The sequence below is a fragment of the Mucilaginibacter sp. 14171R-50 genome (assembly GCF_010093045.1).
Taxonomy (GTDB): Bacteria; Bacteroidota; Bacteroidia; order Sphingobacteriales; family Sphingobacteriaceae; genus Mucilaginibacter.
In genome coordinates this window covers 1,810,166-1,832,593 of record NZ_CP048115.1, presented here as the reverse complement: position 1 = coordinate 1,832,593, position 22,428 = coordinate 1,810,166, and the positions used below count along the sequence as shown (strand labels likewise).

General features: G+C 46.5%; 14 protein-coding genes. 5 read left to right on the top strand and 9 right to left on the bottom strand.

What is annotated here, in order from left to right:
* Positions 1 to 32: 32 nt before the first annotated feature.
* The 5 genes from GWR56_RS08450 to GWR56_RS08430 all read right to left on the bottom strand — a co-directional run bounded on the left by GWR56_RS08450 (position 33) and on the right by GWR56_RS08430 (position 5,304).
* Positions 33 to 1,226: a hypothetical protein gene (locus GWR56_RS08450; protein ID WP_162430683.1), complete on the bottom strand. Its 1,194-nt coding sequence runs from the start codon at positions 1,224 to 1,226 to the stop codon at positions 33 to 35.
* Between the two features lie 53 nt (positions 1,227 to 1,279).
* Positions 1,280 to 2,113 (bottom strand): type 1 glutamine amidotransferase, encoded by an 834-nt coding sequence (locus GWR56_RS08445; protein ID WP_162430682.1) that lies wholly within the window; start codon positions 2,111 to 2,113, stop codon positions 1,280 to 1,282.
* 98 nt (positions 2,114 to 2,211) lie between these two features.
* Positions 2,212 to 3,309 (bottom strand): carboxylate-amine ligase, encoded by a 1,098-nt coding sequence (locus GWR56_RS08440; RefSeq protein WP_162430681.1) that lies wholly within the window; start codon positions 3,307 to 3,309, stop codon positions 2,212 to 2,214.
* A gap of 157 nt (positions 3,310 to 3,466) precedes the next feature.
* A complete protein-coding gene (locus GWR56_RS08435) occupies positions 3,467 to 4,543 on the bottom strand; it encodes a RimK family alpha-L-glutamate ligase (protein ID WP_162430680.1) in 1,077 nt (358 codons plus the stop codon).
* A gap of 53 nt (positions 4,544 to 4,596) precedes the next feature.
* The gene (locus GWR56_RS08430; RefSeq protein ID WP_162430679.1) at positions 4,597 to 5,304 is read right to left on the bottom strand and encodes an esterase family protein; all 708 of its coding nucleotides are present in this window, start codon (positions 5,302 to 5,304) and stop codon (positions 4,597 to 4,599) included.
* A 219-nt stretch (positions 5,305 to 5,523) separates the two neighbouring features.
* On the opposite strand from GWR56_RS08430, the gene GWR56_RS08425 reads away from it, so the two are divergent.
* Positions 5,524 to 6,336, top strand: a complete 813-nt coding sequence (locus tag GWR56_RS08425; protein WP_162430678.1) for an esterase family protein — start codon at positions 5,524 to 5,526, stop codon at positions 6,334 to 6,336.
* A gap of 10 nt (positions 6,337 to 6,346) precedes the next feature.
* Here the strand turns inward: GWR56_RS08425 and GWR56_RS20625 are convergent, their stop codons facing one another.
* Positions 6,347 to 10,252 carry a methylmalonyl-CoA mutase family protein gene (locus tag GWR56_RS20625; protein ID WP_238395334.1) on the bottom strand — a complete coding sequence of 1,302 codons (3,906 nt, stop codon included), beginning with the start codon at positions 10,250 to 10,252 and terminating at the stop codon, positions 6,347 to 6,349.
* A gap of 743 nt (positions 10,253 to 10,995) precedes the next feature.
* On the opposite strand from GWR56_RS20625, the gene GWR56_RS08410 reads away from it, so the two are divergent.
* Together GWR56_RS08410 and GWR56_RS08405 are read left to right on the top strand one after the other, a co-directional pair.
* On the top strand, positions 10,996 to 14,190 hold the full coding sequence (locus GWR56_RS08410; protein ID WP_162430677.1) for a SusC/RagA family TonB-linked outer membrane protein: 3,195 nt from the start codon (positions 10,996 to 10,998) through the stop codon (positions 14,188 to 14,190).
* A 13-nt stretch (positions 14,191 to 14,203) separates the two neighbouring features.
* Positions 14,204 to 15,709: a SusD/RagB family nutrient-binding outer membrane lipoprotein gene (locus GWR56_RS08405; protein WP_162430676.1), complete on the top strand. Its 1,506-nt coding sequence runs from the start codon at positions 14,204 to 14,206 to the stop codon at positions 15,707 to 15,709.
* A 446-nt stretch (positions 15,710 to 16,155) separates the two neighbouring features.
* Here GWR56_RS08405 and GWR56_RS08400 read toward each other — a convergent pair whose 3' ends face one another.
* Genes GWR56_RS08400 through GWR56_RS08390 form a run of 3 tightly spaced genes read right to left on the bottom strand, consistent with a single transcriptional unit; the run spans position 16,156 to position 18,590 of the window.
* Positions 16,156 to 16,647 carry a hypothetical protein gene (locus GWR56_RS08400; protein ID WP_162430675.1) on the bottom strand — a complete coding sequence of 164 codons (492 nt, stop codon included), beginning with the start codon at positions 16,645 to 16,647 and terminating at the stop codon, positions 16,156 to 16,158.
* A gap of 5 nt (positions 16,648 to 16,652) precedes the next feature.
* Positions 16,653 to 17,633: a hypothetical protein gene (locus tag GWR56_RS08395; protein ID WP_162430674.1), complete on the bottom strand. Its 981-nt coding sequence runs from the start codon at positions 17,631 to 17,633 to the stop codon at positions 16,653 to 16,655.
* 57 nt (positions 17,634 to 17,690) lie between these two features.
* Positions 17,691 to 18,590: a hypothetical protein gene (locus GWR56_RS08390; RefSeq protein WP_162430673.1), complete on the bottom strand. Its 900-nt coding sequence runs from the start codon at positions 18,588 to 18,590 to the stop codon at positions 17,691 to 17,693.
* Positions 18,591 to 19,726: 1,136 nt separating this feature from the next.
* Here GWR56_RS08390 and GWR56_RS08385 point away from each other — a divergent pair.
* The gene (locus GWR56_RS08385; RefSeq protein WP_162430672.1) at positions 19,727 to 20,689 is read left to right on the top strand and encodes a TIGR01212 family radical SAM protein; all 963 of its coding nucleotides are present in this window, start codon (positions 19,727 to 19,729) and stop codon (positions 20,687 to 20,689) included.
* Positions 20,690 to 21,191: 502 nt separating this feature from the next.
* Positions 21,192 to 22,427: an acyltransferase gene (locus tag GWR56_RS08380; protein ID WP_162430671.1), complete on the top strand. Its 1,236-nt coding sequence runs from the start codon at positions 21,192 to 21,194 to the stop codon at positions 22,425 to 22,427.
* Position 22,428: the final 1 nt, after the last annotated feature.

Below are 22,428 nucleotides of genomic sequence, written 5' to 3'. Positions count from 1 at the left end.
ATATACGTACGGATGTTAAAAATAGTATAAGCTTACTTATGCATAAAAGCTACCGTACCGCCCACCCAGTTAAAATCCTTATTATACCTAACGCCTATCATTTTGCCCTTGCTAAGCCTTGCCAGATTAATGGCAAGTGTAGGCTTAGCATCGCCATCGGGCCACAGGTACATCAGCCTAATTTCGATCTTAACACCTCCGTCCGGCGATTTCAAAACCGGCTCGTACGTTACCTTTTCCTGTAATATCCAGTTTTCGGGGTCTTTTATCTTCTCAATGTCGCCATCCATAATATCAATAATAACTCCCTGCCCCGCAAAACTAAACAGTGGTTTAAGCACATAATTTTGCAGGTCGGCCGGTGTTTCTTTAAGCTCGTGCAAAAACTGCGTTTTCGGTATATAATCTCCTTGCAGCAAAGGCATGGTAAACTTACTGATACGGTAAAACCAGCTGGGGTGCGCCACCCATTCCACATCAAGCGGCTGGCGTATATCTACCACTTTATCGAATATTTCCGGGTCGCTCTCTATCTCGTCAAATATCAGGCGGTTGTAAATACGGCGGATGCGTTTTTGTTCGCCGTGGTGCAGGTAAAAAAGCTGGCTGCCTTGCTGTATAAGATCGGCAAGAGAAACTACCGGCGTGCCTATGTATCCTTCAGTGAGGTAAAAATCAACTGCGGTTTTTTGGTTCGGCGCATCTACGTCCATTATCACCACTTCGTCCGGCTGGTAGGGGCCAAGTATGGTTTTGCGCAACAGATCAAGGTAACTGCTTTTATTAAGGCCATTAAAAAATATGGTTTGATTACCGTGGATATCAAACGCGTGGCGGTAGTTTTCGGCCAGGTGCACCTGGAACCCGTATAACGACGGGAAACCTTGCAGTTCTATCAGCTTAGGCACAATATTGCCCGCACCATCCTTACACACCCCAAAATCAAGTGTAATAAAATGCGGGTGGGCATTTTCGTTGGTTATGCGCCAGGCTCCGGGAATAGCGCGTTCGGTTATATCTTTAAAACCGGGTTTTAATATAGTGGCTACTATCTCATCGCCGGCCTTTATCAGTTTATCCCTGAAATCGTCCGTCAAAAACACCGGCGTTTCTGCAATGCGAAACTCTATGGGGCTTTTAACCCCGGCGTTAAGATCTACCAGAAAATCAGCATACTTTTCTTCGGTAAAGCTTTCGTTGAACGTTTTTCTGATAGTTGGGTTCATAGTTTACTTTTAACCTATGTCATCCTGAGCGATAGCGAAGGATGACAACTTGTTTAAAACGACAACGTCTTCAAAATCGCTTCATCCAAAAAATTAGGGATGATGGTATCTTGCGTGTGCGCTATTTTATCCGGATCGTCCAGGCGTTCCAGCATTTCGCGGTATTTAGCTTCGCCGTGTTCGCTTATTACTTCTTCTTTTTTATCCTCGCGCATCAGCATTATCTTCATACCGTGCGGATCAGCTTCGGGATGAAACTGCGTGGCAAAAAAGTACTCGTTAAAGCGTATAGCCATTAACGCGCGAGGCAGGTCAACATACGGGCGTTCTTTTTCGAGCGCCAGTATTTCCATACCCAATTCTTCAAAGCGCTCCATGTTTGGGTTTATCACCTGCCAGCTGCGCGAATCTACTGTGTAAAACGGGTCGGCAAGGCCTTCAAAAACCTGTTCGGCAGCCCCTGCTTCGGTCAAATGTACCGGCAATATCCCAAACGATGGCGAACGCCTCGTGTTGATCTCGCCCAAACCGTACCTGCGGCACATCAGCTGAAACGAATGACATACGAACAGTACATGCTTTTTTTGCGGATCATCGCTTTTATTATGCCTTTCCAGCTTATCTATCAGTCGAAAGTATTTCTTTTCCCATTCGGTACCCTCGCTATCCAGCGGACTGCCCGGCCCGCCGCTTGATATGTATACATCAAAGCCGGTATCGGGCACCTGCGCTTTACGACGCACATCAAAAATCTCATAAGTAAGGTCAAGCCCGTGCTTCACCTTATAACGGTCCAGTATATCCCGGAAACCACGCATCCCTTCGTTAGCCACCCCATTGTACAGGTCTAATATGGCTACTCTTACTTCCGGTTTATCTGTGTTCATTGTTCTATTCTAATCTTTTTGCACCTAAATCGTTTCCAAGGCGATGATTTAGAACCTCTATTTAAAATCCTCTCCTTTGGCGAGGGCATAGTGAGGCTTTATATTCCCTTTAACGTTTGCGATGTAATGTAATCCACCACATCTGCAAAGTTATTGTTTTGGTTGTAAATAGCCAGTTGCCTGTCGGCGCCGGTACCATTTTCTAATATCTTGTGTACATATTGCAGATCGTCGCGGCAACCCAAATCGTCAACTACATCATCAATAAAATCCAACAGTTCCAGTATCAGGGCGCGCGTATTTACTTCAAGCTCCTTGCCAAAATCTATCATCTTGCCATCAATGCCGTAGCGTGCTGCGCGCCATTTATTCTCGTTGATCAAAGCCCGGTTATAGGTAATAAACTTCATGTTTTGCTGCCTAAGCTTATACAGCTTTGCGCATATGCACTGAAAAAGAGCAACAAAGGTCATGGTCTCATCTATCAGCATGGGGCAATCGCACACACGAAACTCAATGGTTTCGAAGAAGGGATGTACGCGAAGGTCCCACCATATTTTTTTCGCGTTATCAATGCAATTGGTTTTTACCAGTAGCTTTATATAGTTGTCGTAATCTTCAATGCTGGCAAAATAATCAGGAATACCCGTCCTCGGGAACTTATCAAACACCTTTGTACGGAATGATTTATAACCGGTGTTCCTGCCCTCCCAAAAAGGCGAATTGGTTGACAGCGCGTACACATGCGGCAAAAAATAGCGCGCCTGGTTGGCAATATGTATAGCCATATCGCGGCTCTGGATGCCTACGTGCACGTGCAGGCCGAAGATCAGGTTTGAGCGTGCCGCCTCCTGCAGTTCGTCAACTATTTCAAAATACCTGGGGTGGTCGGTTATCAGCTGGTGCTGCCAGTGCGAAAACGGGTGTGTACCCGCCGCGCCAATACGCAACCCGATATCGCCGGCCAGCTGGGCTACAGTTGTGCGCAGCTTGCCCACCTCCCTGCGGGCTTCTTCGGTATTACGGCATATATGGGTACCCACTTCCACAACAGCCTGGTGCATTTCGGCCTTTACCTGGTCTTCATGTATCTTTTGCGCGCTGTCGACAATTTTCTGGTCGTGCGATTGCAGCTCCCGGGTAACCGGGTCAATCACCATAAATTCTTCTTCAACACCTAAGGTGAACTCGTTCATAATTGGTAGCGGTTATTGGTACTTTTTTTCATCGTAGTTTACTCACCCCGACTACGCTTCGCTGGGTCGACCCTCTCTGCTGCGCAAAGCGGGTTAGCTGCAATCATTTCCAAACCCCCTCTTTGCGAAGCAGGGAGGGAAAACGGGGTGAGTCAACTTATTTCTTTGCTGCCTTCTTAGTTGCAGCCGCTTTCTTTTTTGGTTTCGCCTCATCTGTTATCGCGTGGTCAACTTTACCAGCGCTTACATCTGCTTCGGCGGTTTTTGCAGCCGCCGTACCCATCAGCGGTTTACCTGCCGCGCCGGTTTTTACATATTCGCCCCAGGTAAGGTTGTCCCGGTTATCCTTTTGTGCTTTGGCCCGTTCTATAGCATAGCTTGCAGCGGTTTCTACTACCCACTCAAAGTTATCCTCACCAACGCTGGTTACTTCCGCATCGGGTGCGGGGTTGCAAAAATCAATGGCGTAAGGTATGCCATCGCGCACAGCAAACTCGACGGTATTAAAATCGTAGCCCAGGTATTTGTTCAACTGCAAAACGTATTTGGTAATGGTATCCAGCATTTTTTTTGATGCCGGGGCTTTGCCATGCTCATAACGCAGGTGGTGCGGGTTGCGCGGCTCGTATTGCATAATGCGCACGTGCTTGCCGCCAATGCAATAACAGCGAAAGTAATCGTCGAAGATAATTTCTTCCTGCAGCAGCATTACCAGTTGACCGGTTTGCGCAAATTTATCCCACAGATCGTCTTTGTCGCTTATCTTATAAACATCTCGCCAGCCGCCGCCGTCAAAAGGTTTCATGTACGCCGGGAAACCAACATAATCGAAAATAGCGTCCCAGTCAAGCGGGAAAGCCAGGTTGCGAAAGGAGCGGTCGGTGGTGCTTGCGGGGTGGTCTTTTGAGGGAAGCAGCACCGTTTTTGGTACCGGCACACCCAGTTTTACGGCCAGGGCATTGTTAAAAAACTTCTCGTCGGCGCTCCACCAAAACGGGTTATTGATAACCGCCGTACCGGTGATGGCCGCGTTCTTTAAAGACGCCCGGTAAAATGGTACATCCTGCGAGATACGGTCTACAATTACCGAGTAGCCTAATGGCTCGCCCTGCATCATTTTATCGATGCGTACAAATTCGGCACTGATATTTTTTTCAGCTTTCTCGTTTATCCTGTCAACAAACGCCTGCGGAAATGAATTTTCCTGCCCGAATAAGATGCCTATTTTTTTCATATGAGATGTTTTATAGTGTAGTTGGTTTGTCGTTATATCTTATTTAACTGATTCTATTTTATGGTAGATAAGTAGTGTGGAAACATTTCCTTCCAGATAGGCCAATCATGCTTAGCGAAAGGGCGGATATCCAGCCAATGGTTAATACTCTTCCCGCGCAGGATGTTTGACATGCGGATGTTATCATCCTTACATATATCCTCATCTGATGTTCCTAAAATGATGTTCATTTGCCACAGCCCGGGCTTATCGCTGCCGGGTAAAAAATCTACCGGGTTATTGTAAAACACATTATCATCGTAGTAGCCATCGGTGAACATTTTTACATCAAAAGCACCGCTCATGGTAAAAAGATGCCCCACCATTTCCGGGTGCTTAAACGCGAAGTTTGCAGCATGGTACCCCCCAAAGCTGCATCCCGCCGCCGCAACTTTATTTACGCCGGTTTCGTGCATGGCCCAGGGGGCAAGTTCATCTACAAGCATCTTATCGTACCATGCATAGTTACGGGCGCGATCGGCGGGGTGTATGCCTTTATCGTACCAGCTGCGATCGTCAATGGTATCGGGGCAGTAAATTTTCACCAGGCCTTCATCAACAAACCACCGTACGCTGTCTATCAGCCCAAAATCTTTGTTCTGGTGGTAACGCCCCTTAGTTGTGGGGAAAAGTATAACGGGGTAACCTCTGTCGCCAAATACAAGCATTTCCATATCCAGGTTCAGATTTGGGGAATGCCAGCGGTGATATTGCTCAGTCAAGTTATTGTGTTTAAGACGGTAATATAACAGGATTGTATGTAAATGTCAACAGCGTGCCAAATAATTATGTTTTGAGGATTTTTTAAAACTATAACGGTATTTTTGCCCTTTTACTGACTTAATGCCCCGCTCTGTCGTATTTAAACAGAGGTTTCGGAAAAGAACTTTAGATCCACTCGTTTAGAAGCGGATTTAGATGAGGCAAATAATTTTACCACTATGTACTACAGTACAGATTTTGAAATGAAGATAGCACAGGAGCAATTTACCATAACATCAAAAATACTTGACCGGGATGTTACCTGTACTTTGCTGATACCCGAAGACGGCGCTGTGGCCGAACCACTTAACCTGCTTTTACTAAATGATGGCCAGGAACTGGAAAACCTTAACCTGGTTGATACGCTTGAGAATTTATACGAACGGAATTGCTTAAAGCCCCTGCTTACCGTGGCTATACATGCCGGTGAGGGACGGTTACAGGAATACGGGGTAGCCGGCAAGCCCGACTTTAAAAAGCGCGGCGCCAAAGCCGACCTTTACACCAAATTTGTAAAAACCGAATTACTGCCTTTTATCCACGAGCATACGGGTATAGATCATTTTGAGACGACCGCTTTCGCGGGATGCTCGCTTGGGGGGCTGACCGCCATGGATGTTGCCTGGAATAACCCGGAGCTGTTTGATATTGCAGGCGCTTTTTCGGCTTCGTTTTGGTGGAGGAGTAAGGACCTGGCTAAGGGTTACACCAATGACGACCGGATCATGCATAACGTCATCAAAAATACCGCCGGCAAGCCCGAATTGAAGTTTTGGCTGCAAACCGGCACCAAAGATGAGACTGCCGATCGCAATAAAAATGGCATTATTGATTCGATTGACGATACCATCGATATTATTAAGGAACTACTTGCCAAAGGTTATCAGCGCCCTGCCGACATCCAGTACCTGGAGGTATTAGGCGGCACCCACGACACCCAAACCTGGGGCAAAGCCATGCCCAAGTTTTTGACATGGGCATTTGGGAAGTAAGTTATTCAAACTACATATTCCTTCGGTACTGCCCCCCTACCGCGTAAAGCGCGTTGCTTATTTGGCCTAAGCTGCAATATTTACAAGCTTGCATTAAAGCTTCGAAGATGTTATCGCCGGCTATGGCGCGCTGCTGCAGCTCTTTTAACAGGGCAGGTGCATGCTCCGCGTTGCGTTGTTGAAAAAGGTGCAGTGCCGCTATCTGGAACTGCTTCTCTTCCTCGGTAGCGCGGATAACTTCCGAAGGTACAATGGTAGGCGACCCTTTTTTGTTAAGAAAGGTGTTTACCCCGATGATAGGGTATTCGCCAGTATGTTTAAGGGTTTCGTAATAAAGCGATTCTTCCTGGATCTTGCTGCGCTGGTACATGGTTTCCATAGCGCCCAATACACCGCCGCGATCGTTGATGGCCTTAAACTCGGTTAATACGGCTTGCTCTACCAGGTCGGTTAGTTCTTCTATGATGAAAGCCCCCTGTATAGGGTTCTCGTTCTTGGCAAGGCCCAGTTCGCGGTTAATGATCAGCTGAATAGCCATCGCCCTACGCACCGATTCTTCGGTCGGGGTGGTAATGGCTTCGTCGTATGCGTTTGTGTGTAACGAGTTACAGTTATCGTAAATGGCATATAAAGCCTGCAGCGTGGTGCGGATATCGTTAAAGTCGATCTCCTGCGCATGCAGCGACCGCCCGCTGGTTTGGATATGGTATTTAAGTTTCTGCGACCTGTCGTTCCCCTTGTATTTGTTTTTGATGGCCTTGGCCCAGATGCGCCTTGCTACGCGGCCGATCACCGAATATTCCGGATCGATACCGTTGCTGAAAAAGAAGGACAAGTTAGGCGCGAAATCATCAATGTGCATACCCCTGCTTAGGTAATACTCTACATAAGTAAAACCGTTGCTTAAGGTAAAGGCCAGTTGGGTGATAGGATTTGCCCCCGCTTCGGCGATATGGTAGCCCGATATGGATACCGAATAAAAATTCCGAACCTTCTCGCGTATAAAATACTGCTGGATATCGCCCATCATCCGCAGGGCAAATTCCGTGCTGAAGATACAGGTGTTTTGTGCCTGGTCTTCCTTTAAAATATCGGCCTGAACCGTACCACGCACGGTGGCAATGGCATAAGCGCGAATCTTCTCATATACATCCGCAGGTAAAACCTGGTCGCCGGTAAGACCTAAAAGCATTAACCCCAGGCCGTTGTTGCCGTTGGGAAGTTTCGAAGAGGCCTCACCTAAATCCTCTCCAAAGGAGAGGACTTTCCTGTCTGGCTGATTGTGAAGGGTCTCTTTAATTTTCTCAATTACATTGTGAGTATTCTGCAATACTTCTTCGTTTGTAAATCGAATTACATCAAATCCCTCATCATTTAACACTCGGGTTCTGACCTCATCTTGGTCCTTTGTTATATTATGATACCCGCCGTCAATCTCAATTACCAACCCCTTTGGTAAGCAAACAAAATCTGCAATGTAACCATCAATCGCATGTTGTCTTCTTATCTTATAGCCAATTTGATTATTTCTTAATAATTGCCATAGCAAGCCTTCGGCTTCTGTCGGGTTTTGTCGGTTATCCTTAGAATTTTCTTTCAGTATATCCCAAATTTTTAAGTCAGCCGTTTCAAACCCCAACCTTTTAACCCCCTCTCCTTTGGAGAGGGTTGGGGTAAGGCCTCCTTTAGATAGGGCAGGTTGAGGCTTCAACGCGCCCTGATATTTCGGCCGCTCCATCCCCTTATCGTCATAAATCCTCCTATAAGCCGCCTCTACCAAATGTTCCAGCTTATGCTCGGTGATGTATTTTTCGCATTGCTGGTCTATGGCGGCGTTCATGAAGAAGCCTAATAGCATAGGCGCGGGGCCGTTGATGGTCATGGATACCGAGGTTGAAGGATGGCACAGATCAAACCCCGAGTACAGCTTTTTGGCATCGTCCAGAGTGGCGATGCTTACGCCCGAGTTACCTATTTTACCATAAATATCCGGCCGCTCGTGCGGGTCTTCGCCGTACAGGGTAACCGAGTCGAACGCGGTGGAGAGCCTGTGCGCAGGCTGACCAAGCGATACATAATGGAAACGCTTGTTCGTCCGTTCGGGGCCGCCTTCTCCTGCGAACATGCGGGTTGGATCTTCGCCCTCGCGCTTCAGCGGGAACACCCCTGCCGCGTACGGGAACTCGCCCGGTACGTTCTCGGTAAGCAGCCAGCGCAGTATATCGCCCCAGGCCTCGTATTTTGGTAAAGCTATCTTGGGCACCTTTAACTGCGAAAGCGAGGTGTAGTACAACGGCTGTTTAATTTCCTTATCCCTTACCTTATATATAAAGTTCTCGGCCTGGTATTTGGCAACGGTTTCGGGCCAATCCTTTAGCAGGCGCTTGCAATCGGCGTGCAGGTGGTCTTCCAGGTGTAAATATATCTCTTGTAGAGACGCGATACTTCGCGTATTAAACTCCTGTGCATCGGCGGCTTGCATAGCCGAAGACGCAAGGTATTGCGTCTCTACGGTTGCTATCGTGCCCTTCACATTATACATCTGCTGGGCTATTTTACACTGCTCGTTAACCCAATCGGTATAGGCGGCGCTGCTTTCGGCAATCTCGGCCAAATAACGTATCCTGTCCGGCGGGATGATATAGATCTTCTCCGATTCGCCCTCTTGATTCTTGCCTCTTGATTCCTGATCCCCCAACAGATCCACCCCCGTCTTGTCCTTAACGGTTTTCATCAGGGCGGTAAACAGCGTGTTCATACCCGGGTCGTTAAACTGCGAGGCCATGGTGCCGTAAACGGGCAGGTCCTCATCTTTGGCATCAAAAAGCATATGGTTGCGCTTGTACTGCTTGCGCACATCGCGAATGGCATCTAAAGCGCCGCGTTTATCAAACTTATTTAGAGCTACCAGGTCGGCAAAATCAAGCATGTCAATCTTCTCCAGCTGGGTGGCAGCGCCAAACTCAGGGGTCATTACGTATAACGACAGGTCGCAATAGTCGGTTATCATCGTGTCCGACTGGCCAATGCCGCTTGTTTCAACGATCACCAGGTCGTAACCCGCCGCTTTGCAAATATCAATGGCTTCCTGCACGTGCTTGCTTAGCGCAAGGTTGGCCTGCCTTGTTGCCAACGAGCGCATATACACCCGCGGGTTATTTATCGCGTTCATGCGGATCCGGTCGCCAAGCAGGGCGCCGCCTGTTTTGCGCTTGCTGGGATCTACCGATATTATGGCCAGCGTTTTGTCCGTCTCCATCAGGTAGCGGCGAACGATCTCATCCACCAAACTTGATTTCCCCGAGCCGCCCGTGCCGGTGATGCCGAGGACAGGAGTCTTTAGTCTTAAGTCTTTAGTCTTAAGTTCAACTGGGCTTCCTAACTCAGCGGCAGTTATCAGCCGGGCTATTGCTCCTTTGTCCATCATGGGCTTAACTCCCTCTCCTTCAGAGAGGGTTGGGGTAAGGCTTTCCGGCGTCAAAAAATCGCACTCCTGCATCATGTGGTTTATCATGCCTTGCAGGCCCATGGTGCGGCCGTCGTCGGGCGAATATATTTTGGTGATGCCGTAGGCCTGCAACTCTTCAATTTCGTGCGGAAGGAACACCCCGCCCCCACCGCCGAATATTTTGATATGGCCCGCGCCGCGCTCGGTCAGCAGGTCGTGCATGTATTTAAAGTACTCTACGTGGCCGCCCTGGTAACTGGTGAGGGCAATACCCTGCACATCTTCCTGTATGGCGCAGTTCACCACCTCATCAACACTGCGGTTGTGGCCCAGGTGAATAACCTCGGCACCGGTGCTTTGCAAAATGCGGCGCATAATGTTAATGGTAGCGTCGTGCCCGTCGAACAACGAGGCGGCGGTTACAAAGCGTATTTTGTGTTGCGACTTATAAGGAGCAATGCTTTCCATGCAGGCGTATAATGGTTAAGCGGCAAAATTAATGATTTTAGATAACTATGCATGCATAATAAGTTGATGATGGGTGATGGTTCAATCGCTCATAGCCGGAAAGCAGATGCGGTTTCCTCGACAAGAAGGTCAAGGTTATGTTGATGTGCAATCCTGATAGCTTGCGGCATCAGGTGTCTATTAAACGCGCTATTCGTCATTCAAACACTTGAATTGACGTCAACTTACCCGGTTATTGTAAAAATCAGGTTACTAATTAGTGTACTTACCGAAGTATGCTTTTAAAACATAGAGACAAAAGGTACATCTCCGGATTATATTATCCCATATAGTGCCGTTATTATTCATCGATCGCTCCCACTTTCTGCATTTATATTAAATATTAACCAAAGAATTAATAGCTCGAATAATATTCGTTTTTAATTAACCTTAAATCATCTCATTTAATCAAAAATTAATATGTTTGCATTGTCAACTATGACAGAGACCGGTGCGGCGTTTCATATGCGCCCAAAATCATTACCCTCCCTAATTACCTGTATTTAAACTTAACGTTTGATGACGCTGGTAGACCAAACCAAATTCACACCCGGCTTTACTGCCGAAGAAAATATTACATACGCTGTTTGTTCTTTATAAGATCAGTTAATTAGGAAAGCGCCTCCCTCGGCGTAGGGGTCGCTTTTTAAATTTTAATAGTTAAAAATGAAGTTTAATGTTTTTATGGAAAAGGAGTACTAAATATGAATAGATTATTATTATTGGTTGTTTTGATTTTTAACGCTGCGATGGTATCGGCCCAAACCAAAACAGTAACAGGCACCGTTACAGCGCAGCAAGACAAGGGCACCCTGCCGGGTGTTAGTGTGCGGGTAAAGGGCGGCCAGGCAGGTACGATTACCGACGGGAACGGCAAGTTTTCTATCACCGTACCTGATAATAACGCTACGCTTGTATTCTCATTTATCGGCTTTACTACCAAAGAAGTGCCGGTTGGCGGCCAAACTGTTATTGATGTGGCCCTTAGTGAAAGCAGCCAGCAGCTGGGCGAGGTTGTGGTAACGGCTCTGGGTATATCCCGCCAGGAGAAATCACTGGGTTATGCCGCGCAGCAAATAAAGGGCGAGAACCTGACCATGACACGGCAACAGGACCTAAACACCTCATTGGCCGGCAAGGTATCGGGGGTGCAGATATTAGGCGGCTCGGGCGCGCGCTTTGGTGCGTCAACCATTCGTATCCGTGGCATCAACTCGCTGCAGGGTGGCAACCCAATTTATGTGGTCAATGGTGTTATTACCGACCCTAATGCCGTCAATAACGATGATGTGGAATCGTTAACCGTGCTTAAAGGCCCGGCGGCAACCGCTTTATACGGTCAGCGTGCCTCAGAGGGTGCCGTTGTTATCACCCTTAAAAAGGGTTCTGCAAAAGGGTTAGGTATATCTGTAAACCAAACCACAACCTTAGAGCGCGTTTCAACATTACCGCAATATCAAAACGAGTATGGCGGCGGTACCAGCCAAACCTGGAACATTTACAATTACAAACCGGGCGACCCTGAATACCTGAAAAACTTTAGCGGCGTTAAATATTATAACTACTCGGTAGACGAAAGCTGGGGCCCGCGCATGGATGGCACTATGTACGCCCCCTGGTATTTCTGGGACCCCTCGGACCCTGAGTTTGGTAAGCTTAAGCCATTTGTGGCACAGCCAAATAACGTACGCGATTTTTACCGAACAGGTGTTACCACCAACAACAACGTAGCTTTTTCAAAAGCCGGCGATAATTACAACACCCGTATATCGTACACCAACCTGAACCGTACCGGTGTAAGCCCAAATACCAACCAAACGCGTAATAACGTAAGCGTAAACGGCGAAATTAAGCTAACGCCCAAATTAACCGTTAGCGCCAACGTCAATATTTTTCAGGAAAATCTGAAGAATGTTCCGGCAGAGGGTTACGGAACGCAAACATCGGGCTCGTTTAACCAGTGGTTTCACCGCGACCTGGAGATGAATAAACTAAAAAACTATCGCAGGCCCGATGGTACCTACACTACCTGGAATATTACCAGCCCAACCAACCTTTCGCCGAAGTATTGGGACAACCCTTATACCGAAGCGTATGTTAACACATCCGAGGCAAACAACAATCGTTTATACGGTAACTTAACTGCGTCATATAACTTAAGGAAGGACCTCAAATTATCTGTAATTGCCAGGGGCGATTATTTAAACCGCGATGCAAACAGCCGGGTGGGTTCGTACACCATTAACCCCGATGCCTACGCCGAAAGCACCTATCAATACAAAGAGTATGATTATGTGGCTTCGTTAGAGTACGACCATTATTTTGGCACCGATCTTTCGTTCCGTGCGGGCGCTTATGCCGAATCGAGGGAAGATGTTGCCAAATATTTAACAGCCGGTACAAACGGCGGTTTGGCAATCCCGGGGCTTTATACGGTAAACAACTCGTTAGACAGGCCGAGCAACAGTTCGTTCCATAGCACCAAGGTGGTGAACAGCATGTACGGTTACACTTCATTTGGGTACAAGCAGTTTTTGTATCTCGACTTAAACATCCGTAACGATAAATCATCCGCCCTGCCATCAAACAACAACTCTTATTGGTATGGCGGCGCGTCAACATCGTTTGTGTTTACCGAATCGGGCCTTGTTCCAAAAAACAATTTCCTTACGTTTGGTAAGTTAAGGGCATCGGTAGCTAAGGTAGGTTCAGACATCGACCCTTACCAAACCGCGCAAACCTTTAACTTAAGTACAGTGCCTTATGGCAGCAGCCCTATACAGTTTTTACCAAACAGTTTGCCAAATCCAAACCTTAAGCCTACCCTGTCAACCGCGTACGAATTGGGTACCGAATTGCACTTCTTAAAAGGCGACCGCATCCGGTTTGATTTTAACTACTATCATCGCAACACCAAAGACCAGATACTTAACTTACCGGTTAACGGAACCACCGGTTACTCAAGCATTATCATCAATGCAGGCTCTATTGTTAACCATGGTATCGAAATGTCGTTGGGGGGTACGCCGGTTAAAAACAGCACGCTTACTTACGATGCCAACTTTAACATAGCCTTTAACCGCAATAAGGTGGTATCGCTTTATCCCGGCTTTAACACCCTGCGCTCATCGCCCGAGGGTGGCGGTGGCGCAACCCTTTCGGGATACCAGGGCGCCGGCGCCACAGGTTTCGGTTTTGTGGGGTCGCCATCCTTCTCGGTTAACAGCGTAGTTGGCGAGCCGTACGGGCAATTAATAGGCTCTGGTTTCCGCAGGGATGCGTCGAACAATATTATTGTTGATGCAGACGGTTTCCCCGAGCGGGACGATAATGTAACCCTGGGAAACATCCTGCCCGATTTTACCGGTGGTTTTACCAACAGCATAACCTACAAAGGCTTTAATCTCGGCTTTTCTATCGATTACCAGTATGGCGGCAAGTTTGTATCGGTAACCCAGCAAAACCTTGCCGGTTCGGGCCTGGCCTTATCTACCGTAGGTAACAACGAAAACGGCATCCCGCGGCGCGATGACCCATCGGCCGGCGGTGGTACGCTGGTTAAGGGCGTGCATGAAGATGGCACCCCAAACACTACCTATGTTGATACCCGCGACCTTAATGAAGGTTACTACAGCACCATTTGGGAGCAGTACACCTACGATGCTACTTACATTAAATTAAGAGAGGTGAGCCTGGGGTATAATATCCCTAAAAGCTGGTTTGGGCGCATTCCGCTGCAATCGGCACGCTTTTCAATTGTGGCGCAAAACCCCTGGTTAATATATACCAAAGCCAAAGTTAAGGGGATAGACCCGTCTCAACTGCAAACGTCGTTTTACGAGGGCGGGCAATTACCCGCAACACGTACCATAGGCTTTAACCTTAATTTAAACTTTTAACTATTGATGTTTTATGAAAAAGTTTTTAAATAAATTCATGGTTGTTTTTTTAGTGGTAACGGCAGCTACGTCGTGCAAAAAAATAACCGACGATATAAACGTAAACCCCAACCAGCCCTCGGTATTATCAACCGGGTACGCCTTTAACGGCGCCCTGCAATACCTTGGCGGCACCGGCGGCGGCGGCGCTACCACAAATATCAACAGCTTTGCGGGCGAGTTATACTCGCAATACCTGTCCGAAACGTTTTACACCAACGAATCGAGGTTCGCGCTGGCCCAGTACGATTACCAGGGGTATTATACCGGCCCTATCGCCGATCTTAACCAGGTGATACGGTTTAACACCGACCCTGCTTATAAAGACCAGGTAACCACCACCAACTTCGGCTCAAACGCAAACCAGATTGCCGCGGCCCGTATATTAAGGGCGTTTATCTTTCTAACCATTACCGACCGCTGGGGCGATATCCCCTACAGCCAGGCTTTACAAGGGCTAAACACCCTTAACCCAAAGTTTGATGCGCAAAAGGATATCTATACCGACCTGTTTAAGGAACTTACCGAAGCACAGGCGCAGTTTGATGGCGGCGGCTTTTTTAACGACCTGCTGTTTGATGGCGATGTTACCAAATGGAAACACTGGGCAAACTCGTTGCGCGCCGTTATGGCCCTGCGCTTAAGCGAGGTTGACCCAAACACCGGCAGCGCCGAATTTAAAAAAGCGGTTGCCGACGGCTTGATGACCTCTAACGACGATAACGCCGCCTACAAATATGCCGCCGAGCAAAATAACGAAAACCCATACTTTGGCAACTACCGTAACCGGTACGATTATGCCGTGAGCGACCAGCTGGTTAACCGTTTAAAAGCCCTGAACGATCCCCGCCTGCCGGTATACGCCGAGGTTGCCGATAACGGCGAATATGTTGGCCTGCCTTATGCTACCGCCGGCGACGACCTTGACCAGTACAGCATTGGCAACCGCGACGTAGCCGCTAACACCATTGACCCGGGGAACGTTTCGCAGATTGGCCGCGCCTACTCGTCGCAGTCATCTCCTGCGGTATGGACAAGCTACGCGCAAATACTGTTTGCCCAGGCCGAAGCCGCCCACCGCGGCTGGATACCCGGGGGCGATGCCGCCGCGGCCACGTTTTACACGCAGGGCATCACCGCTTCGCTGCAGCAAAACGGCATTTCGGCGGGTAACATAACCACCTACCTGGCGCAGCCCGGTGTAACCTTTAATGCCGGCAACGCCCTCGAGCAGATCATCACCCAAAAATGGATTGCCAACTACCTGGGCAACGGCTGGGAATCATGGGCCGAGTACCGCCGCACGGGCTACCCCAACCTGGTAGACCCTGTGCCAACCGCGCTGAACGCCGATAAGCATATACCCCGCAGGCAGCAGTACCCGCAATCAGAAAACGACCTTAATAAGCAAAACTACAACGAAGTTATTGCAAGGCAAGGCCCCGACGCCCTGTCTACCCATGTATGGTGGGATAAATAACCACATACATAACCCAAACAAAAAGGGCAACCCGCAAAACATGCAGGTTGCCCTTTTTTATTGCCCGAGCAGCTCCCCTCTTGAGCGGGGTTAGGGGTGTGTTGACGGATGTGCCAGGCAGAATAACACGCCGCCGCTTTGCCGCCAGGTGTTCACGTTCGGCGCACGTGAACACTGTGAACATACATGAACACCTGATAACCAGCGAATTGCATTTTCAGGTACTGACATGATTGTGCCACCATGCTTATGGGGGAATTTTTATATGCCGTTTTGTGGGGGTGCTGTTATGGGCTTTGGATTGTGACTGCTACGCTATTTTGGATTTAACCGGATAAACTAAATTCCAATGCCATAGGCGCAATAATTGCGGTAATCACGCAAGACCAAATTAGAAAGTCTGAATGAACATAATTTCATAAAAAAACAATAATTTCATTTTCAAATCATCCTGCTTTTTGAAGGTTTATAATTCTAGTTAATATCAAAAGGCTTCGCCATAACGTCAGAGCAATTATGACTAAGCCGAGAATGTTAAAAAAATAAATAAATTTTTGGCTACCCTCATTTAAAAATAATTTTAAAGAATAACCGATTACCGAAATCACAGTTAAAGATTTAACACAGTTTTTCAAATGCTTAACGGTTTCGAAGTATAAGTCAGTTGCAAAAAAGATTTCAAACACTGTTTCTTCGTCGATATTCGTGTCTTTTTTAATCGTAGAGCCGCTTTTAAAAGTGATGAGGACTGTTAAAAGCGTTAAAATAAAACCTGCAAGAGTCAAAGCAATTGTTGATAAATCGGATGCGGTGCTTACCGTAAATTGTTCTTTTGGTAAGCTTATATAACTACTTCTATAAAAATAGAAGCATACAGTACATAGGGTAAGTCCTATTGTATAATCGCAAATTAATGGTCGTCGAAAGTATTGGTTCATCACGACTACAAGCTTTGTATAAAATCGTCTATCTCTATTTGAATCAATTCATACCATTCTTTGAGTTTCGTTGTTTTCTTTAAATCTATTTCTTTAATGATTTCTTTTTTACCTTTTAATAGATTGAAAACTTCCTCTTTCCCATTAATATCTTCGTATCGAACCACAAAATTTTCAAAAGCGTCAATATTAAAGGGACGTCCTTTAAATTTTTGCAGTAAATTAATTACCATATTATTAGCTTCTTTATTCAATTGCGTACTTTTGACCGAATTCCCGGGAGTTTGGAATAATGCTTCAAGTTTTATAAACTTAGGTTTTATACGTTGGCCTATCGTGTTTATACCTAAAAAATACTGTCCAACTAAATCTGTATCCATTTTTGCCAATTTCTGCGGTTGTATCTTTATATCGATATTCAAAACATTTTTGAGTTCTGTTAAAGTTTTATCAATTGATGTATCCATATATACCGTAACTTCAGTCGCCTTGGCTAATTTCAATGTGTCTCTTGCAACGTTTCTCAGGTAATATTCTATATCGGATAAACGTGGCCCATTACTATTAAATTCTAAGCAGATCACAGCAGGGTTTCTACTATAATCGATAAAGAAGTGGGTCTGTTCGGCTATTGACCCTTGAGCTGCATCTAATGGGATTAACTTGAACTTGTCAGCAGGTTTAAGCATGGGAACTCTTCCTGATCTTAATAAAGCCATTGTACACCTTATCCTTTTTTCCTTTAGTAAGATAACTGATTGAGCCATGAATAACTCTCTACTTCCCTCTTCCGGTCGATTATGATTTCTGTCTATTAAATGTCCTTTCCCTTTGTGTAATTCGTTTGTTACATACGTGATTATTTTAAAAAGTATATCATCATTAGATTGATTACTCTGGTTATATGGAGTGAACTTTAGAGAATAAAAGTGAAACCGTATCGTCGTCAAATTACTTTTGTGTTTTTTTGTGTCTTTTTCACTCATAAATTTAATATCAAATGGTATATAGTTTCACTAATAAGGCTTATAAAACAATATGGTTTACATTATATCATTTATATTTTTCTGCCATGCATCGTTGTGTAAAAATCGATATTGGTGTAATTGATTATCAAGTATCTCTCCTTTAGAAAGTTGAGCCACAACATTCCAGTCCTGTCCTAAAACATACGTGGCATTGCCTTCAAAAATACTTTCCAATATATAAAAATCATGCTTTGGATAACCAAATACAAAATACCCTTTAAATCCAGCCCGTCCTGTGGCTACAAAATTTGGTGTATAACTAGACAAGAATTCAAATCGATCTTGAATTGCTTGGCGAGTATTTATTGGTGTATTATTTATTACCATTTGAATTCTTGGCTGTAAAGTAGCCCAAGGATAATTTCCCGGTGGTAGAATATCCCAATTTAACCTCGTTATTGGAATATTAAGTGCCGGAAGCAAGTTATCTTGTAAAATTTCACATTCTCCAAACAGTTCTAAAAATAGATTAATAGTATGTTTAATCATGTTATGATTCCCTGGGGAATTATTTAACAGAGGAGATCTTGCTATTTTCTCTCCTTGCAGATTTTCTACAATGCTTATTTCAATTAGTGGAGCTGGTAATATTTGTCTTGGATATCGTTCGTAATCTATCATTTTGGTATGCCAATTGCCATGCCAGTCTTGAAAAGTAAACTCTCGCTGAGCTGGAACCTTAGGCTGGCCCTTTAAAGTAATAAAACCACCATTTGCGTTGAATTTTGAAATGGCTTTATTAACAGTTGGAAGAACTTGTTCTCCGATGTTTAATGCGGGTGTAAAACCGGCATTAATTAACAATTGTTGGTTCGCGTTTGTAATAACTGGGCTTGCCACGTAAAAGTTGTCCCCTGGATTTATTCCAAGTAGATAGTTGTCAGGTTTTCTAATTCTCCTTTTTGTAATTCTCATAATTAAGTTTGGTTAATTTGCTAATATTATTAATAGAGAGCAATATTCCTATACGTATAAATACCTGTTTTTCAATTAACTAATAGATAATATTCTGCCGCTACCGCAAGCGCCCTATCTCGGGCCCATGCAAAGCGTATAAGATTTATCAAGTATTTTATGTTTAAGGCGTGATGAATTCCCTCCGGTTGGTTCTCATCATACCTCGTTCGAAATGACAGGTTACCCCGTCCGGCATGTCCGCTTCCCTTTGCGGACAGTTGGAATTAGCCAACCCGTCATCCTGAACTTGTTTCAGGAACTCACGCGGCAGGTAGCCAAGATGCTTGTGGGATGCCGAAATAAATTCGGCATAACGGCAGCCCCATCGCCCCCTAAACCCGATAGCAGCGTATACCGGCCACCTTTCGGTCAGCAGTTATTAGTTTGCGGTTTGCAGTGGCTTTAATAGTTAGCGCGTAAGGCCTGCAGGCGTATGAGCGGATAGCGGGGCTGGCGTAACCAAACGCTGCAACAGTACCTTTACTTATCGGCTATCAAAATTTCGAACACCGAACGCCCAATGTTGAATAATAAAGTAGATCGACATTCGATATTCAGCATTCGATGTTCGAAATTATCATCAACACACCCCTAACCCCTCTCGAGAGGGGAACTTGGTCTGTGGCTTGTCAGTCTGAGCTTGTCGAAGACCTGTACGCTTATGCATCCTGGCTAATAGATGCTTCACTATGTTCAGCATGACAAAATGCGGCTATGTGGTTCGACAGGCTCACCATGACAGACTTCGACAGGCTCACCATGATAGCCTTACTTCTACTCATCGCTTCATTAACACACCCCTAAGCGCTCTGCAAGCGGGAAAATATCCCGGATTGTAAAGGGATAAATTAAAGTATCGGGGAGGTGCGATTCCCTCCCAACGGGAGGGTGTAGGGAGGGGTTTATACAACATACATCGTCTATAAACCCCTCCCTGCCACCACACAAACATCGCGCCCCTCCCAAGGGAGGGAATTTAAGCCGCCCAATAGTTGCACAGTATCTCGTGGACCAATGGTTTCAAGAGGGGAACTGCATCTGCACATCTGCACATCCGCACACCTGCACATTTAAAAATCCGTATCTTTGCGGCAATGCAATCAGTGGAAACAATAACGCAACCGGTAGAACCGAGGTGGGAGAAGGGCTATAACAACTATGGCCCCTGGCTTAAGGAAAAATACAAAGGGCACCGGGTGTTTAAGGTGATTGTTGATGGCGGCTTTACCTGCCCCAACCGCGATGGCAGCAAGGGCTACGGCGGCTGCACCTATTGCAATGTCGATTCGTTTACGCCATCGGTAAGCCGCAACGCCCCTACCGTGCGCCAGCAGGTGATAGAGGGTATGGAGCGCGCCCGCAAGGGCAACAAGGCCGATAAGTTTATTATCTACTTTCAGCCCAATACCAACACTTACGCGCCTGCGCATTACCTTAAAATGATGTACGACGAGGCCTTAAGTTATGGCACCGAAGATATTGTTGGCCTTAGCGTGGGTACCCGCCCCGACTGTATAGACGCCGAAAAGATAGCCCTGCTGGAAAGCTACACCGACCGTTTTGACGTTGACCTGGAGATGGGCATGGAGAGCATTTACAACGATACGCTGAACCAGATAAACCGTGGCTGCAGTCACGAAGAACTGATACGGGCGCTTGCCTTAACCGAAAACACCAAACTGGATATTTGTGTGCACACCATCTTCGGTTTCCCCTGGGAAACTAAGGAGATGATGCTGAAATACGCCGACGAGATAAACCGCCACGCGCAGATAAAATTTGTAAAATTTCATCACCTGCATATTGTAGAGGGCAGCGTGATGGGCGTTAAGTACAAGCGCGAACCTTTTAAGCTGTTCAGTATTGACGAGTACGCCGACTTTTTGTGCGAACTGCTGCCGCTGGTACGGCCGGATATCATCATCCAGCGCCTCTTCGGCCTTAGCGACCGCGAGCTGCTGATTGCCCCCAACTGGGGATTGAAAAAAAGCGAGATACAGTACTATATTGACCAGCGGATTTTAAGCAGGGGCGTGGTGCAGGGGTCTGCTTTATAGATGTGCAGATATGCAGATGTGCAGATGAAATTGCATGGATACCCGCCGCTGTCATCCCGAACGAGCGATAGCGGGGAGAGATCTTCTACGCCTTGCATTTGAACGTGCATAGCCGGCACTGATCGCTCGTATAAGATTTCTCACTATCGTTCGAAATGACAGCGTGGTGGTAAGGGCTTACTCCCCCTCCTATGGAGAGGGCCGGGGTGATTTAAGCCTCACCTAATCCTCTCCTTTGCAGAGGACTTTAAAATAAGCGTGCTTTAGCTCCCTCTCCTATGGAAGAGGGCCGGGGTGCTTTAAGCCTCACCTGAATCCTCTCCAAAGGAGAGGACTTTAAAATAAGCGTGCTTTAGCTCCCTCTCCTTTGGAGAGGGCTGGGGTGAGGCTTCCTTTGGAGAGGGCCGGGGTGAGGCTAAATTCGGCAGTGCGTACAAGTGGTACTTGCTTTGCATAACCATAGGCGATAATTACGGGTTAAACACAAATTTAAACTACAGTTTTGGCGCAAAAACCTTTACAAAATTACATTCCGGCCCTAACAGGCGTGCGTGCAATGGCTGCCTACCTGGTATTCATATCGCATTACGCCTACGCCTTTGATGAAAATTTTCCCCGTGCTGTGCAACGTTTTCTTAACGAGTTCCATATCGGTGTAACCATCTTCTTTGTGCTGTCGGGTTTTTTGATCGCCTTCAGGTATTTCGACAGCTTTAAGCTCACCGGCAACTGGTTCAGGCAGTATCTTAAAAACCGTGTGGCGCGTATTTACCCCATGTACTTTTTGCTTACGCTGGGGGCCTTTGTAGCCTACTATTTTACGCACGACCAAAAGGTAACCAATGGCTTTGCCAACCCCATCGGGCTGTTTTTTATGCATATCACCTTTTTACGCGGCTTTTTCGACCAGTTAAAGTTTACCGGTATTGCCCAGGGCTGGAGCCTTACGGTAGAGGAGTGCTTTTACTTTTCGGCGCCTTTTATATTTTACTTCGCCCAAAAGTACCGCAAGTTTTACGTGCAGCCGGTGGCCATTACTTTGGCGGGCGTTACGCTGGTGCTGATATTCAGGCATGTTAACTGGTATGGCTTTTTCGGCAACTTTACCTTCATGATGCTGTACACGTTTTTGGGCCGGTGTTTCGAGTTTTTCGCGGGGATACAACTGGCGCTTATCGTACGCAAAAAAAACCTGACGGGGCAAAGCAAAAGCAAATACACTTACCTGGGTTTCGGGCTGATATTTGTTTGCGTGTGGATCATGAGCCTGCTGCCTATCCCCAAAGGCGAGGTTGCAGGCCTGCACCATCCGCTGGGCATCATCACCAATAATTACCTGCTGGCAGCCTCTATAGCGCTGTTCTTTTACGGCCTGTTGACCGAAACTACCATCCTCAAAAAAATATTATCGAACAAATTTGTTGAGCTGCTGGGCAAAAGCTCGTATATATTTTACCTGATCCATTTGGGCTGGATGTACGATATTTTACACAACGCCTTTAACAAATGGAACGATGATATTTTTGAGCTGTACGATAAATGGGGGAAGGACTGGAACTCGCCCTTCCAGTACGATAACCTGAACGTGCTGTACGCCTTTATCATCCTTAACGGGGTATCTATCCTGTTGTTCAAGCTGATAGAGGAGCCGCTAAATCATTATATTCGCAGGTCGGATTTTTTGATCAAAAACCAACCACGTAACCCCGAAAACAACTCAGCAGCAATTAAGGCTTAAT